This window comes from Streptomyces sp. 2P-4, assembly GCF_030167965.1.
GTDB classification, from domain to species: Bacteria; Actinomycetota; Actinomycetes; order Streptomycetales; family Streptomycetaceae; genus Streptomyces; species Streptomyces globosus_A.
The window spans coordinates 5,485,303-5,498,008 of the sequence record NZ_CP095011.1; the positions used below are offsets into that span (position 1 = coordinate 5,485,303).

A 12,706-nucleotide genomic window follows, 5' to 3' on the forward strand; every position below is an offset into this window, starting at 1 on the left:
CACGGTTCACCAACGAAACGGGGGCCCGCGGCGGCCCTCCCGGGCCCGAGCGGGCCGGGAACCGACCCCTCCGGGCGGGCCCGGGGGCCCCGTACGGGCCGGGCGCGGGGGCAGGGAGTCCCGTATGGCCTGCTGCGGGTGCTTTGCCCGGCGGGCGGGCTGCCCCGGGGCCCTGACGGGGGCTCGATTCCACATGTCGGCCCCAGCCTGAAATAGTTCCCCAGGATGTTAGCCATCCCTAGACTCCCTGCCGTCGGACTCCCTGACGGCCGGGGAGATTCTCGGGGGACCTAAGTGGGGCTGGAGTGCCGGAACTCGTACTGGAATTGAACGGAAGGACCTGGACGCTGGACCCGTCCAGGTCGTACTCGCTGGGGCGCGACCCCCAGGGAGACGTGGTGGTCGACGACGCGCGCGTGTCCTGGCGGCACGCCACCATCGCGTGGAACGGACGGGGTTGGGGCCTGGAGGACCACGGCAGCACCAACGGCACGTACGTGCACGGTGCGCGGGTCCAGCACACCGAGCTCGTGCCCGGCACACCGGTCCACCTGGGCAACGCCACCGACGGCCCGCGGCTGAACTTCAGCGCCGCCGCTGCCGGCGCGCCGCAGCAGGCCGTGCCGCAGCAGCAGGCGCCGGCCTACCAGGCCCCGGCCCCCGCGTACCAGGCCCCGGCCCAGGCGCAGGCGGCCCCGGCCTACCAGGCCCCCGCCCCGCAGCAGCAGCCGCAGGCCCAGGGGTGGCCGCAGCACCCGCAGCAGCAGGCCGCCCCGGCCCAGCAGCCGCAGTTCCCGCACCAGCAGGGCGGCGGCGCGGCCCCCGCCCAGGGCGCCGCGTCCGGCTACGGCGGCGACCGCAGCCCGACGACGTTCCACCAGATCGCCGTCGGCCGCGTCATGCGCATCGGCCGCGCCCTGGACAACGAGCTCGTGGTCTCCGACCTCCAGGTCTCGCGCCACCACGCGGAGTTCCGCTCCACCGGCGGCCGCTTCGAGATCCACGACCTCGGCAGCCACAACGGCACCTACGTCAACGGCCAGGCGCTGCCCAAGTCCGGCTCCGTGCTGCTCGGCCCGAACGACATTGTCGGCGTCGGCCACTCCACGTTCCGCATCGTCGGGGACCGGCTGGAGGAGTTCGTCGACTCCGGCGACGTCTCCTTCTCGGCCCGCCACCTCACCGTCACCGTCGACGGCGGCAAGCAGATCCTCAAGGACGTCACCTTCGGCGTCCCGGAGAAGTCGCTCATCGGCGTCATCGGCCCCTCCGGCTCCGGCAAGTCGACGCTGCTGAAGGCGCTCACCGGCTACCGGCCCGCCGACCAGGGCGACGTCCTCTACGACAACCGCAACCTGTACAAGCAGTTCGCGGAGCTCCGCCAGCGCATCGGCCTGGTCCCGCAGGACGACATCCTGCACAAGGAGCTGCGGGTCTCCACCGCCCTGAAGTACGCGGCCAAGCTCCGCTTCCCCGGCGACACCGCCGAGTCCGAGCGCGCCGCCCGCATCGACGAGGTCCTGCGCGAGCTCAAGCTCGACATCCACAAGGACAAGAAGATCACCGCGCTCTCCGGCGGCCAGCGCAAGCGCGTCTCCGTGGCCCTGGAGCTGCTGACCAAGCCGTCGCTGATCTTCCTGGACGAGCCGACCTCCGGCCTGGACCCGGGCATGGACCGCGACGTCATGCAGCTGCTGCGCGGCCTCGCCGACGACGGCCGCACGGTGCTCGTGGTCACCCACTCCGTCGCCGAGCTGTCGCTGTGCGACAAGCTGCTGGTCATGGCCCCGGGCGGCTCGGTCGCCTACTTCGGCCCGCCGGACGAGGCGCTGAACTTCTTCGGCTACAGCACCTGGGCGGACGTCTTCTCGGCCTTCGAGAACTACCGGGACTACGACTGGGCCGGCCGCTGGAAGGGCTCGCAGCACTACCAGCTGTACGCCGCCGACCTCGACGCGGTCGCCCCGCAGTCGGTCGCCATGCCCCCGCAGCAGATGATCCCGCCCAAGCCGCAGGCCTGGGGCTCGCAGCTGTGGACGCTGATCCGCCGCTACCTGTCGGTGATCGCCTCGGACAAGGGCTTCATGGTGCTGATGGTGGCCCTGCCCGCGGTCCTCGGCATCGTCTCCACGGTCATCCCCGCCAAGTTCGGCCTCGCCCCGCCGATCCCGCCGAGCCGGTTCAACGGCGACGCCGGCACGATCATGCTGATCCTCGCGGTCGGCATGTGCTTCTCCGGAGCCGCCAACTCGGTCCGAGAACTGATCAAGGAACGGGTCATCTACGAGCGCGAACGCGCCACCGGCCTGTCCCGCTCGGCCTACCTGATGTCGAAGGTGATCGTCCTCGGCGTCATCACCGCCCTCCAGGGCGTGATCATCTGCGCCATCGGCTTCACCCCGCGCAAGCTGCCCGCCGAGGGCCTGTTCATGTCGCCCGCCGCCGAGCTGTGCATCTCGGTGATCGCGCTCGGCTTCACGTCGATGATGTTCGGCCTGGTCATCTCCGCGCTGGTGAAGACCGCCGAGAAGACCATGCCCCTGCTGGTCATGTTCGCCATCGTCCAGGTCGTCTTCACCGGCATCCTGTTCCAGATCTACGACAAGCCCGGCCTGGAGCAGTTCGCCTGGCTGATGCCGTCCCGCTGGGCCATCGCCGCCTCCGGCACCACGCTGAACCTCGGCAAGCTGATGGCGCCGTGGGACATCGAGAACCCGCAGAACACCGACCCGCTGTGGGACCCCACGATCGGGCAGTGGACCCTGGACATCCTCGTCCTCGTCGCGCTCGGCGTGGTCTGCGGCTTCGCCGTGCAGCGCCTGCTGCGCCGCCACGAGCCCGAGGTCATGCGCAACTAGCGCACGGCTCCCGCACGAGAACGCCGAAGGGCGGCACCCGAAACCGGGTGCCGCCCTTCGGCGCAAGAGGCTGCCGTGCCGTGCGTGCCGGCTCAGTAGGCGCTGTTGACGTTGTCGATCGTGCCATAGCGGTCGGCCGCGTAGTTGCAGGCGGCGACGATGTTGGCGACCGGGTCGTACTGGTCGAACTTGGTGCCGGGCACGTGGTAGGCCTTGAAGGTCGGGTAGATGACCTGGAGCAGGCCCTTGGACGGGACGCCGTTCTTGGCGTTGATGTCCCAGTTGTTGATGGCCAGCGGGTTGCCCGAGGACTCGCGCATCACGTTCTTGTGAATGCCTGCGTAGGTGCCCGGGATGCCCTCCTTCTTCATGATGAAGAGGGCTTCCTTGATCCAGCCGTCCAGGTTGTTCGCGAAGACGGGCGTGCGGGCGGCGGCGCGGCTGGCGGCTGCCTTGGCCTCGCGGGCCTTCTTCGCCTTGGCCTCGGCCTCGGCCTTCGCCGCGGCGTCCGCCTTGGCCTTGGCAGCGGCGGCCGCCTGCTGGGCGGCCTTGGCGGCGACGGCCTGCTGCGCGGCCAGGTTCGCCTGCACGGTCTGGGCCTGGACGGCGCCCGTGACCTGCGTCCACGCCGCGGGAGCGGCGGCAGCCTCGGCCTGGCCGGAGTTCCCGGCACCGCCGGGGACGAGGGTGGCGGCGAGGGCGGCGGCGCCGAGGGCGGCGACGGTGGCGAAGGACCTCTTGTGGGCCTTCGTCAGACGACGGCCGGGGATGTTGATCTCGGACATGCGTGGACAACCTCTTCGAATCGCGGGAGCCGCAGGAAGGCGGCCTGCGAATCGGGGGAGATCCGCGGCGCCGTGCGACGGAGGCAATTCTTAGCGGCGGCAAAATCCCGTGGCAAAGGTGTGACGTACGATCCCGCTTAGTGGATCACGGCGCCGCTCCGCGCCCGGATCTCAGCCCCGCGCACCGCCCAGAGCAGCATTGATGTCGCCTTTACCCGTCCACTACGCTCCTTCGTAAGTGACCTGGGTCCTATGCGCGGGCTCACATCGGGCAGGTAACAATCTCACCCGGCGTTGCCAAAGCAATGCAATCCGTCACCGAAGTCCGACTCCAGGAGGACCCCGGCCGCCCCCGCCCTCCTCCCGAGGGCGGAGGAACACGCCAGCGACCCGCACCCCCGGCCCCGCCCCCCTCCGGCTCCCGCCCTAGGACCCGCGCCCGATCCCGCAGGTCACAGCCCCGAGTACGGTGATCTCCATGGACCACGCCCCCCGCAGCGGCCTCGCCGCCGTCAGCACCGCACTGCTCGCCATGAGCCGGCGGCTGGAGGTACGCGACGTCCTGCGCACGATCGTCATCGAGGCCCGCGCCCTCCTCGGCGCCCGCTACGCCGCCCTCGGCGTCCCCGACGACCACGGCGGCTTCGCGCAGTTCGTCGTCGACGGCATCAGCGAGGAGCAGTGGCGCCGCATCGGCCCCCTGCCCCGCCAGCACGGCATCCTCGCCGCGATGCTCCACCAGGAGGGAGCCGAGCGCCTCGCCGACGTGCGCAAGGACCCCCGCTTCGAGGGCTGGCCCGCCGCCCACCCCGAGATGGCCGACTTCCTCGGCCGCCCCATCCGGGACGGTGAGGAGACCCTCGGCGCCCTCTTCCTCGCCAACAAGCACGCCCCCGGCGGCTTCACCGAGGAGGACGGGGAACTCCTCGGCCTCCTCGCCCAGCACGCCGCCATCGCCCTGACCAACGCCCGCCTGTACGAGCGGAGCCGCGAGCTCACCATCGCCGAGGAGCGCTCCCGCCTCGCCCACGAGCTGCACGACGCCGTCAGCCAGAAGCTCTTCTCCCTCCGCCTGACCGCCCAGGCCGCCGCCGCCCTCGTCGACCGCGACCCGGCCCGCGCCAAGGACGAACTCCACCAGGTCGCCGCCCTCGCCGCCGAGGCCGCCGACGAACTGCGCGCCGCCGTGACCGAACTGCGCCCCGCCGGCCTCGACGAGGACGGCCTCGCCGCCACCCTCCGCGGCCACGTCCGCGTCCTCGACCGCGCGCAGGCCGCCCGCGTCACCTTCACCTGCGACGGCGTACGCGCCCTGCCCGCCGCCCAGGAGGAGGCACTCCTCCGCGTCGCCCAGGAAGCCCTCCACAACGCCCTGCGCCACTCCGGCGCCGACCGCGTCGACGTCGTGCTCGCCCGGCGCGGCACCGGCGCCGTCCTCACCGTCGCCGACAACGGCAGCGGCTTCGACCCCGCCGCCGTCCGCGCGGCCGGACGCCACCTCGGCCTCGTCTCCATGCGGGACCGGGCCGCCGGCGCCGGCGGCCGCCTCACCGTGCACTCGGCGCCCGCCGCGGGCACCACGATCGAGATGGAGGTACCCGGTGGCTGAGACGCCCGGCCGGATCCGCGTCCTGCTCGTCGACGACCACCAGGTCGTCCGGCGCGGCCTGCGCACCTTCCTGGAGGTCCAGGACGACATCGAGGTCGTCGGCGAGGCCGCCGACGGCGACGAGGGCGCCGCACGCGCCGAGGAGCTGCGGCCCGACGTGATCCTGATGGACATCACGATGCCCGGCACCGACGGCATCGAGGCCCTGCGCCGGCTCCGCGCCGCGGACAACCCCGCCCGGGTCCTGGTCGTCACCAGCTTCACCGAGCAGCGGACGGTCGTCCCGGCCCTGCGCGCCGGCGCCGCCGGATACGTCTACAAGGACATCGACCCGGACGCGCTCGCCGCGGCCATCCGCTCCGTCCGCGCCGGGCACGTCCTGCTCCAGCCGGAGGTCGCCGAGGCGCTGCTGTCCCAGGACGACCAGCCGGCGGCCGGCCGCGGCGGCTCCCTGACCGAGCGGGAGCAGGAGGTCCTCGGCCTTATCGCGGACGGCCGCTCCAACCGGGAGATCGCGCGGGCGCTCGTCCTGTCGGAGAAGACGGTCAAGACGCACGTCTCGAACATCCTCATGAAGCTGGACCTCGCCGACCGCACCCAGGCGGCGCTCTGGGCCGTCCGCCACGGCGCGGCCGGCTGAGGCGGCGCGCCGCCGCCGACCCGTCCATCCGCCGTTCCGAATGTCATACCGTCGGGTGCATGTCGCCCACACGGCGTATCCCGTGCGGCGCGGGACCGTTCTCCAGGGCGTGCCGGAGCGCCGGCCCCGGCAGACGTACGGAGGACGAGGACACGTGAAGAACACCAAGAAGGCCACCGCCGCCGCCCTGATCGCGGGCGGCCTCCTCGCCGCGGGGGCGGGCGCCGCCTCCGCCCACGGCGGCGCTTGGGCCTCGGGCGAAGCCGCGGGCTCGCCCGGCGTCGCCTCCGGGAACCTCGACCAGGTCCCGGTGCACGTCCCCGTGAACGCCGTCGGCAACGCGGTCACCGCGGTCGGCCTGCTGAACGGCGCCTGGGGAAACACCGGCACCAACGGCTGACCCGCCGCCCCCCGCCGCCGGCCCCGCCTCCTCCCTCTCCCCGGAGGCGGGGCCGTGCCGCGCCCCCGGGCACTCAGCCCCGCTCCCGCTCCTCCACCGCCGCGTTGTACGCCGCCACCAGCGCCCGCCGCGCCACCCGCTCCACCGGCCGCAGCGCCTCAGCCCGCGCCGCCATCTCCGACGCCGCCACCGCACCGCCGTGCCCCCGCTCGTACGCCAGCGACACCAGCAGGTCCACCCGCTGCGCCAGCGCCAGCACCCGCACCGCCCGCGCCGGATACCCCGGAGCCAGCGCCTCCCGCCCGGCCTCCGCCCGCGCCCGGAAGGCCGACACCGCGGCCTCCGCCGCCGGCCCCGAGGCCGCCACGTCCAGCCGCGTCAGCACCGCCGTCGCCTCGCGCACGGCCTCCGCCAGCTCCCGCTCCGCCTCGCCCAGAGACGGCACGTCCGCCGGGGGCGCCTCCCGCACGGGCAGGCACCGCCACACCACCTCGACGTGCACGTCCCCCGCGGGCCCCGCCTCGGCCACCTCCGGCACCAGCCCCAGCGCCGCCCCCACGGCGACCACCGCCTCCTGCGACTCCAGCGCCCGCGCGTTGAACTCCGGCGGCCCGCTCAGCCCCAGCGGATGCCCCGGCACGGGCAGCGCCACCCGCAGCCCCGTCACCCCCAGGGCCCGCATCCGCCCCAGCGCCAGCGTCAGCCCCACCGGCCCCGGCTCGCCCGGCAGCCCCGCCACCCGGTGCACGGCGTCCCCGGCCACGATCGACGACACGGCCTCGTCGGGCGAGACCAGACCGGCCAGCAGCGCGTTCCCCCAGGCGGCCAGCCGCCCTGAACGTGGTTCGAAAAGCATCCCCCCACTCTACGGACCGGCCCGGAACCGCCCCGGCAGCCGGGCTGGCGCCCGGACCCCGCCCCGAGTGGCGTAGGTTTTCCCCTGGGGCTGCGCACACCGGCGCACAGACGAACCGAGACCTCAAGGGGAGACAACGCGCTCATGAGCGATGTACTGGAGCTTCAGGACGTATCCGTGGTCCGCGAGGGCCGGGCTCTGGTCGACCAGGTCTCCTGGTCGGTGAAGGAAGGGGAGCGCTGGGTCATCCTCGGCCCCAACGGCGCCGGTAAGACCACCCTGCTCAACATCGCCTCCAGCTACCTCTTCCCCACCAAGGGCACCGCCACCATCCTCGGCAGCACCCTCGGGAAGGTCGACGTCTTCGAGCTGCGCCCCCGCATCGGCATCGCCGGCATCGCGATGGCCGACAAGCTCCCCAAGCGCCAAACCGTCCTCCAGACCGTCCTCACCGCCGCGTACGGCATGACCGCGACCTGGCAGGAGGAGTACGAGGAGGTCGACGAGCAGCGCGCCCGCGCCTTCCTCGACCGCCTCGGCATGACCGACTTCCTCGACCGGAAGTTCGGCACCCTCTCCGAGGGCGAGCGCAAGCGCACCCTCATCGCCCGCGCCCTGATGACCGACCCCGAGCTCCTCCTCCTCGACGAGCCCGCCGCCGGCCTCGACCTCGGCGGCCGCGAGGACCTCGTACGCCGCCTCGGCCGCCTGGCCCGCGACCCGCTCGCGCCCTCCATGGCCATGGTCACCCACCATGTCGAGGAGATCGCCCCCGGCTTCACCCACGTCCTGATGATCCGTCAGGGCAAGGTCGTCACCGCCGGCCCCATCGACCTCGAACTCACCTCCCGCAACCTCTCCCTCTGCTTCGGCCTCCCGCTCGTCGTCGAGCGCACCGAGCACGACCGCTGGACCGCCCGGGGACTGCCCCTGCGCTGACCCGCACCCTGTCCCGACCGCGCCCCCCGACCTACCATGAACCCGTGGACATCGACGCGTGGGTGTGGTGGCTCATCGGTGCGGTCGGACTGGGCATCCCGCTCGTCCTGACCGCGATGCCGGAACTCGGCATGTTCGCGGTCGGGGCGCTCGCGGCCTCCGCCACCGCGGCGCTCGGCGGCGGCATCGTCGCCCAGGTCCTCGTCTTCGTCGTCGTGTCGGTCGCGCTCACCGCCGCCGTCCGCTCGATCGCGAACCGCAGCCGCGACCAGCGCCCCCAACACCGCAGCGGAATCGACGCGTTGAGGGGCAGAACGGCCGTCGTCGTCGAACGCGTCGACGGCAGCGGAGGCCGCGTCAAGCTCGCGGGCGAGATCTGGTCCGCCCGCACCCTCGACGCCGACGCCGCCTACGAACCCGGCAGCCAGGTGGACGTGGTCGACATCGACGGCGCAACCGCCGTCGTCATGTGAGTACTTGAGCCAAGCAGCCGACCTGCGGCCCCGGGGTCTGCGAGACTCCGAACGCATCAACGGGGCAGCACAGACAGCCGGAAGGGCACGGGGAACCGCATGCAACCGATCATCATCGTCCTGATCATCCTGGTGGTTCTGGTCTTCATCGCCCTGGTCAAGACGATCCAGGTGATCCCGCAGGCCAGCGCAGCCATCGTCGAGCGGTTCGGCCGCTACACCCGCACCCTCAACGCGGGCCTCAACATCGTCGTCCCCTTCATCGACTCCATCCGCAACCGCATCGACCTCCGCGAGCAGGTCGTGCCGTTCCCGCCCCAGCCGGTCATCACCCAGGACAACCTCGTCGTCAACATCGACACCGTCATCTACTACCAGGTGACCGACGCCCGCGCCGCGACCTACGAGGTCGCCAGCTACATCCAGGCCATCGAGCAGCTCACCGTCACCACCCTGCGCAACATCATCGGCGGCATGGACCTGGAGCGGACGCTCACCTCCCGCGAGGAGATCAACGCGGCCCTCCGCGGCGTCCTCGACGAGGCCACCGGCAAGTGGGGCATCCGCGTCAACCGCGTCGAGCTCAAGGCCATCGAGCCGCCCACCTCCATCCAGGACTCGATGGAGAAGCAGATGCGCGCCGACCGCGACAAGCGCGCCGCGATCCTCCAGGCCGAAGGCGTCCGCCAGTCCGAGATCCTGCGCGCCGAGGGCGAGAAGCAGTCCTCCATCCTGCGCGCCGAGGGCGAGGCCAAGGCCGCCGCCCTGCGCGCCGAGGGCGAGGCCCAGGCCATCCGCACCGTCTTCGAGTCCATCCACGCCGGCGACGCCGACCAGAAGCTCCTCGCCTACCAGTACCTCCAGATGCTCCCGAAGCTCGCCGAGGGCGACGCCAACAAGCTCTGGATCGTGCCCAGCGAGATCGGCGACGCCCTCAAGGGCCTCTCCGGAGCCATGGGCAACTTCGGCCCCATGGGCGGCGGCTCCGGCTTCAACCCCCTGAACTCCGCCAAGTCCGGCGCGAACAACGGCAGCAACGGCGCCAACGGCGGCCACACCGGGAACGGCAACGGCGCCAACGGCACCGAACGCCGCGAACAGCCCCCCATCGACTGACCCGCGCGCCCACCGGGCCGTCCCCTCCTGCATGATCAAGGAGGCCCCTCGACCTCAATGGCGGGGAGGCGTCCTCCTATGCAAAGGAGATGGCCCGGTCCATGTCCATGTCCCTCTGGGAATCAGTCGCGGTCTTCGCCGCCGGCATCGGCGCAGGCACCATCAACACGATCGTCGGCTCCGGCACCCTCATCACCTTCCCGGTGCTGCTCGCCACGGGCCTCCCGCCCGTCACGGCGAACGTCTCCAACACCCTCGGCCTGGTCCCCGGCTCCCTCAGCGGAGCCTTCGGCTACCGCCGGGAGCTCCGCGGGCAGCGCGCCCGCGTCCTGCGGCTCGGCGCCGTCTCCGCCGTCGGCGGCCTCGCCGGAGCCGTCCTGCTCCTGAGCCTGCCGTCGGAGTCCTTCGACACCATCGTGCCCGTGCTCATCGGGCTCGCCCTCGTCCTCGTCGTCCTCCAGCCCCGACTCGCCGCCGCCCTCCGCGGGCGCCGCGAAGCCGCCGGCTCGGACGGAGCGCACCCCGACGGCGGCCCCGCCCTCGCGGGCGGCATGCTGCTCGCCAGCGCGTACGGCGGCTACTTCGGCGCCGCCCAGGGCGTCCTCTACGTCGGCCTGATGGGGCTCCTGCTCCATGAGGACCTCCAGCGCATCAACGCCGTCAAGAACGTCATCGCCGCCGTCGTCAACGGCATCGCCGCGGTCTTCTTCCTCTTCGTCGCCGAGTTCGACTGGACGGCCGTCCTCCTCATCGCGGCCGGCTCCACCCTCGGCGGCCAGATCGGCGCCAAGGTCGGCCGCAGGCTCCCGCCGACCGTGCTCCGCGGCGTCATCGTCGCCGTCGGCACCGTCGCCATCGCCCAGATGCTGCTGCGCTGACCGGGCCGCACCCCGGACACGCCGGAGGCCCGCCCCCTCGGGGGACGGGCCTCCACCCGTTCCTACGCCGTGCTGCCCAGCCACTCCGGGAGCGCCTCCCGGCCGCCGACCCCGAGGGCCAGCAGCATGGCGTCCGCAGGGGACGGCACGAACGGCTCCCGCAGCAGCGGCATACCCGCCTCGTCCGGAGTCCGGTCCGCCTTGCGGTGGTTGTCCTCGGCGCACGACGCCACCGTGTTCAGCCAGGTGTCCCGGCCGCCCTGCGCCCGCGGCACCACGTGGTCCACCGTCGTGGCCCGCTTCCCGCAGTACGCGCACCGGTGCTGGTCCCGCACCAGCACGCCCCGCCGGGACCACGGCGCGTGTCTTCGGAACGGCACACGGACGTACCGGCACAACCTGATCACCCGAGGCATCGGAAGGTCCACGGCGGCCGCTCGGACACGCAGTTCCGGATGCGACTGCTCGACCACTGCCTTGTCCTGGAGAACCAGCACGACGGCCCGGTTCAGGGTCACCGTCGACAGCGGCTCGAAGCTCGCATTCAGCACCAGCGTGTCCCGCATCTCGCCCACCTCCCGTGCGCAGGCCCGCGTCCACCCTGGCTGCAGGGCCCGCAACCACTCTGGCTGCGCGCGCCACGCGGGACAACGCATTAAAAATGCCCGGTCCGGGTCTGCTTCAGACCAGGACCGGGCAAACAGGAGGCGAACGATCAGCCTGCCGGCGCCTCGTACTCACCGATCAGGTGGGCGCGCCCCAGTGTGTGGAACCGCAGGTTGAATCCGACTGCGGCGGGTGAGGCGTCCGGGCCGGGCCCGAGCTTCTCCCGGTCCACCGCGTACACGGTGAACACGTACCGGTGGCGCTCGCCGGCCGGCGGCGCCGCCCCGCCGAAGTCCCGCGTCCCGTAGTCGTTGCGGACGTGCACGGCTCCGTCCGGCAGCCCCTCGAACTTCCCGCTGCCCGCGCCGGCCGGCAGCTCCGTCACGGTGGCGGGCAGGTCGAAGAGGACCCAGTGCCAGAACCCGCTGCCCGTCGGGGCGTCCGGGTCGAAGCACGTCACGGCGAAGCTCTTCGCCCCCTCCGGGAAACCCTCCCAGCGCAGGTGCGGGGAGACGTTCCCGCCTTCCAGGACCTGGCCGCCGGCCAGCTCCCCGCCGTGCCGGAGATCGTCGCTCACCACCGTGAACGAGGCGACTTCCGGGTGGAAGGCGTGGGGGAGGGGAGCCCTGTTCTGCTCGGCCACTGCTGAACCTCCTGATCGCGGACCGGTGCCGGACCGCACCGGCACCGGCTCCGAGCCTAGAACCAGTTGCGCTGCGAACCGACCGAGGCGATCCACTCGTTGAGGTACGCGGCCCAGTCGGTCTGCTGGTACGACTGCAGCCCCACCCGGAAGCAGCGGTAGGTGTCGCTGCCCTCGGAGAACAGGCCGGCCTTCTTGTCCATCTCCAGGACGACGTCCATCTCGGAGCCGTCGGCGATGAAGGTCAGCTCGACCTGGTTCAGACCCCGGTACTGCGCCGGCGGCAGGAACTCGATCTCCTGGTAGAAGGGCAGCGTCTGCCGCGTGCCGCGGATGTGCCCGCGCTCCATGTCCGCGCTGCGGAAGGTGAAGCCCAGCCGGCGGAACCCGTCCAGGACGGCCTGCTGCGCCGGCAGCGGGTGCACGTTGATCGGGTCGAGGTCGCCTGCGTCCACGGCGCGCGCGATCTCCAGCTCGGTGCTGACGCCGATGTTCATCCCGTGCAGGTGGTGGCCCTCGAAGTGCGTGATCGGCGTCTCCCACGGGATCTCCAGCCCGAACGGCACGACGTGCTGGGCGCCGGCCTGCACCTTGAAGGCGCCGCCGAGGCGCTGCTTGGTGAAGACGATGTCCTGCTTGTACTCCTGGTCGCCGCCCTCGACCTCGACCTTCGCCTGCAGACCGACCGACAGGCCCTCGATCTGCTGCTCCACGGAACCGCCCTGGATGCGGACCTCGCCCTGCACGATGCCGCCGGGCACCACGTTCGGCTCGGTGATGACCGTGTCGACGGACGCACCGCCGGCGCCCAGTGCGGCGAACAGCTTCTTGAACCCCATGATCTGCTTCGACTCCCCTTGTGAAGACGTGTGCGACTAACCCCTACCAACGCGGAACCTTAGG

13 protein-coding genes are annotated in these 12,706 nt (G+C 72.2%); 8 read left to right on the top strand and 5 right to left on the bottom strand.

The genetic code is table 11. The annotated features are described in order from the left end of the window. Positions 1 to 305 precede the first annotated feature (305 nt). Entirely contained in the window at positions 306 to 2,858 is a 2,553-nt protein-coding gene (locus tag MUK52_RS24330) for an ABC transporter ATP-binding protein/permease (RefSeq protein ID WP_284580001.1), read from the top strand. Between the two features lie 92 nt (positions 2,859 to 2,950). On the opposite strand, the gene MUK52_RS24335 is transcribed toward MUK52_RS24330, so the two are convergent. Next, positions 2,951 to 3,643 (bottom strand): transglycosylase SLT domain-containing protein, encoded by a 693-nt coding sequence (locus MUK52_RS24335; protein ID WP_284580003.1) that lies wholly within the window; start codon positions 3,641 to 3,643, stop codon positions 2,951 to 2,953. 478 nt (positions 3,644 to 4,121) lie between these two features. Between MUK52_RS24335 and MUK52_RS24340 the strand changes: the two genes are divergently transcribed. From MUK52_RS24340 to MUK52_RS24350, 3 genes are all read left to right on the top strand, one after another. Then, positions 4,122 to 5,252, top strand: coding sequence for a GAF domain-containing sensor histidine kinase (locus tag MUK52_RS24340; RefSeq protein WP_114056998.1), 1,131 nt, complete (start codon positions 4,122 to 4,124; stop codon positions 5,250 to 5,252). After that, a complete protein-coding gene (locus MUK52_RS24345) occupies positions 5,245 to 5,892 on the top strand; it encodes a response regulator (RefSeq protein ID WP_174250441.1) in 648 nt (215 codons plus the stop codon). The genes MUK52_RS24340 and MUK52_RS24345 overlap by 8 nt, the downstream gene beginning before the upstream one ends. Positions 5,893 to 6,046: 154 nt before the next feature. Beyond that, positions 6,047 to 6,292, top strand: coding sequence for a chaplin (locus MUK52_RS24350; protein WP_284580008.1), 246 nt, complete (start codon positions 6,047 to 6,049; stop codon positions 6,290 to 6,292). 73 nt (positions 6,293 to 6,365) lie between these two features. Here the strand turns inward: MUK52_RS24350 and MUK52_RS24355 are convergent, their stop codons facing one another. After that, positions 6,366 to 7,148 (bottom strand): Rv1486c family protein, encoded by a 783-nt coding sequence (locus MUK52_RS24355; protein WP_114056996.1) that lies wholly within the window; start codon positions 7,146 to 7,148, stop codon positions 6,366 to 6,368. Positions 7,149 to 7,292: 144 nt separating this feature from the next. Between MUK52_RS24355 and MUK52_RS24360 the strand changes: the two genes are divergently transcribed. The 4 genes from MUK52_RS24360 (at position 7,293) to MUK52_RS24375 (ending at position 10,554) form a co-directional block, all read left to right on the top strand. After that, on the top strand, positions 7,293 to 8,087 hold the full coding sequence (locus MUK52_RS24360) for an ABC transporter ATP-binding protein (RefSeq protein ID WP_114056995.1): 795 nt from the start codon (positions 7,293 to 7,295) through the stop codon (positions 8,085 to 8,087). A 44-nt stretch (positions 8,088 to 8,131) separates the two neighbouring features. Continuing rightward, a complete protein-coding gene (locus tag MUK52_RS24365; protein ID WP_114056994.1) occupies positions 8,132 to 8,560 on the top strand; it encodes an NfeD family protein in 429 nt (142 codons plus the stop codon). Between the two features lie 99 nt (positions 8,561 to 8,659). Further along, positions 8,660 to 9,676, top strand: a complete 1,017-nt coding sequence (locus MUK52_RS24370) for an SPFH domain-containing protein (RefSeq protein WP_284580014.1) — start codon at positions 8,660 to 8,662, stop codon at positions 9,674 to 9,676. Positions 9,677 to 9,783: 107 nt separating this feature from the next. Next, complete coding sequence (locus tag MUK52_RS24375) at positions 9,784 to 10,554, top strand: sulfite exporter TauE/SafE family protein (RefSeq protein WP_284581760.1); 771 nt, start codon at positions 9,784 to 9,786, stop codon at positions 10,552 to 10,554. Between the two features lie 62 nt (positions 10,555 to 10,616). Here the strand turns inward: MUK52_RS24375 and MUK52_RS24380 are convergent, their stop codons facing one another. The 3 genes from MUK52_RS24380 to MUK52_RS24390 form a co-directional block, all read right to left on the bottom strand. Next, positions 10,617 to 11,120, bottom strand: a complete 504-nt coding sequence (locus tag MUK52_RS24380) for an HNH endonuclease (protein ID WP_114056992.1) — start codon at positions 11,118 to 11,120, stop codon at positions 10,617 to 10,619. A gap of 149 nt (positions 11,121 to 11,269) precedes the next feature. Then, the gene (locus tag MUK52_RS24385; protein WP_114056991.1) at positions 11,270 to 11,803 is read right to left on the bottom strand and encodes a YbhB/YbcL family Raf kinase inhibitor-like protein; all 534 of its coding nucleotides are present in this window, start codon (positions 11,801 to 11,803) and stop codon (positions 11,270 to 11,272) included. Positions 11,804 to 11,859: 56 nt separating this feature from the next. After that, positions 11,860 to 12,642, bottom strand: a complete 783-nt coding sequence (locus MUK52_RS24390) for a sporulation protein (protein WP_114056990.1) — start codon at positions 12,640 to 12,642, stop codon at positions 11,860 to 11,862. Between the last annotated feature and the right edge of the window lie 64 nt (positions 12,643 to 12,706).

Bases quoted from the DNA above. Each gene is read 5' to 3' on its own strand.
- MUK52_RS24390 (WP_114056990.1), bottom strand. From the start codon at position 12,642: ATGGGGTTCAAGAAGCTGTTCGCCGCACTGGGCGCCGGCGGTGCGTCC.
- MUK52_RS24375 (WP_284581760.1), top strand. From the start codon at position 9,784: ATGTCCCTCTGGGAATCAGTCGCGGTCTTCGCCGCCGGCATCGGCGCA.
- MUK52_RS24355 (WP_114056996.1), bottom strand. From the start codon at position 7,148: ATGCTTTTCGAACCACGTTCAGGGCGGCTGGCCGCCTGGGGGAACGCG.
- MUK52_RS24380 (WP_114056992.1), bottom strand. From the start codon at position 11,120: ATGCGGGACACGCTGGTGCTGAATGCGAGCTTCGAGCCGCTGTCGACG.
- MUK52_RS24370 (WP_284580014.1), top strand. From the start codon at position 8,660: ATGCAACCGATCATCATCGTCCTGATCATCCTGGTGGTTCTGGTCTTC.
- MUK52_RS24360 (WP_114056995.1), top strand. From the start codon at position 7,293: ATGAGCGATGTACTGGAGCTTCAGGACGTATCCGTGGTCCGCGAGGGC.
- MUK52_RS24340 (WP_114056998.1), top strand. From the start codon at position 4,122: ATGGACCACGCCCCCCGCAGCGGCCTCGCCGCCGTCAGCACCGCACTG.
- MUK52_RS24335 (WP_284580003.1), bottom strand. From the start codon at position 3,643: ATGTCCGAGATCAACATCCCCGGCCGTCGTCTGACGAAGGCCCACAAG.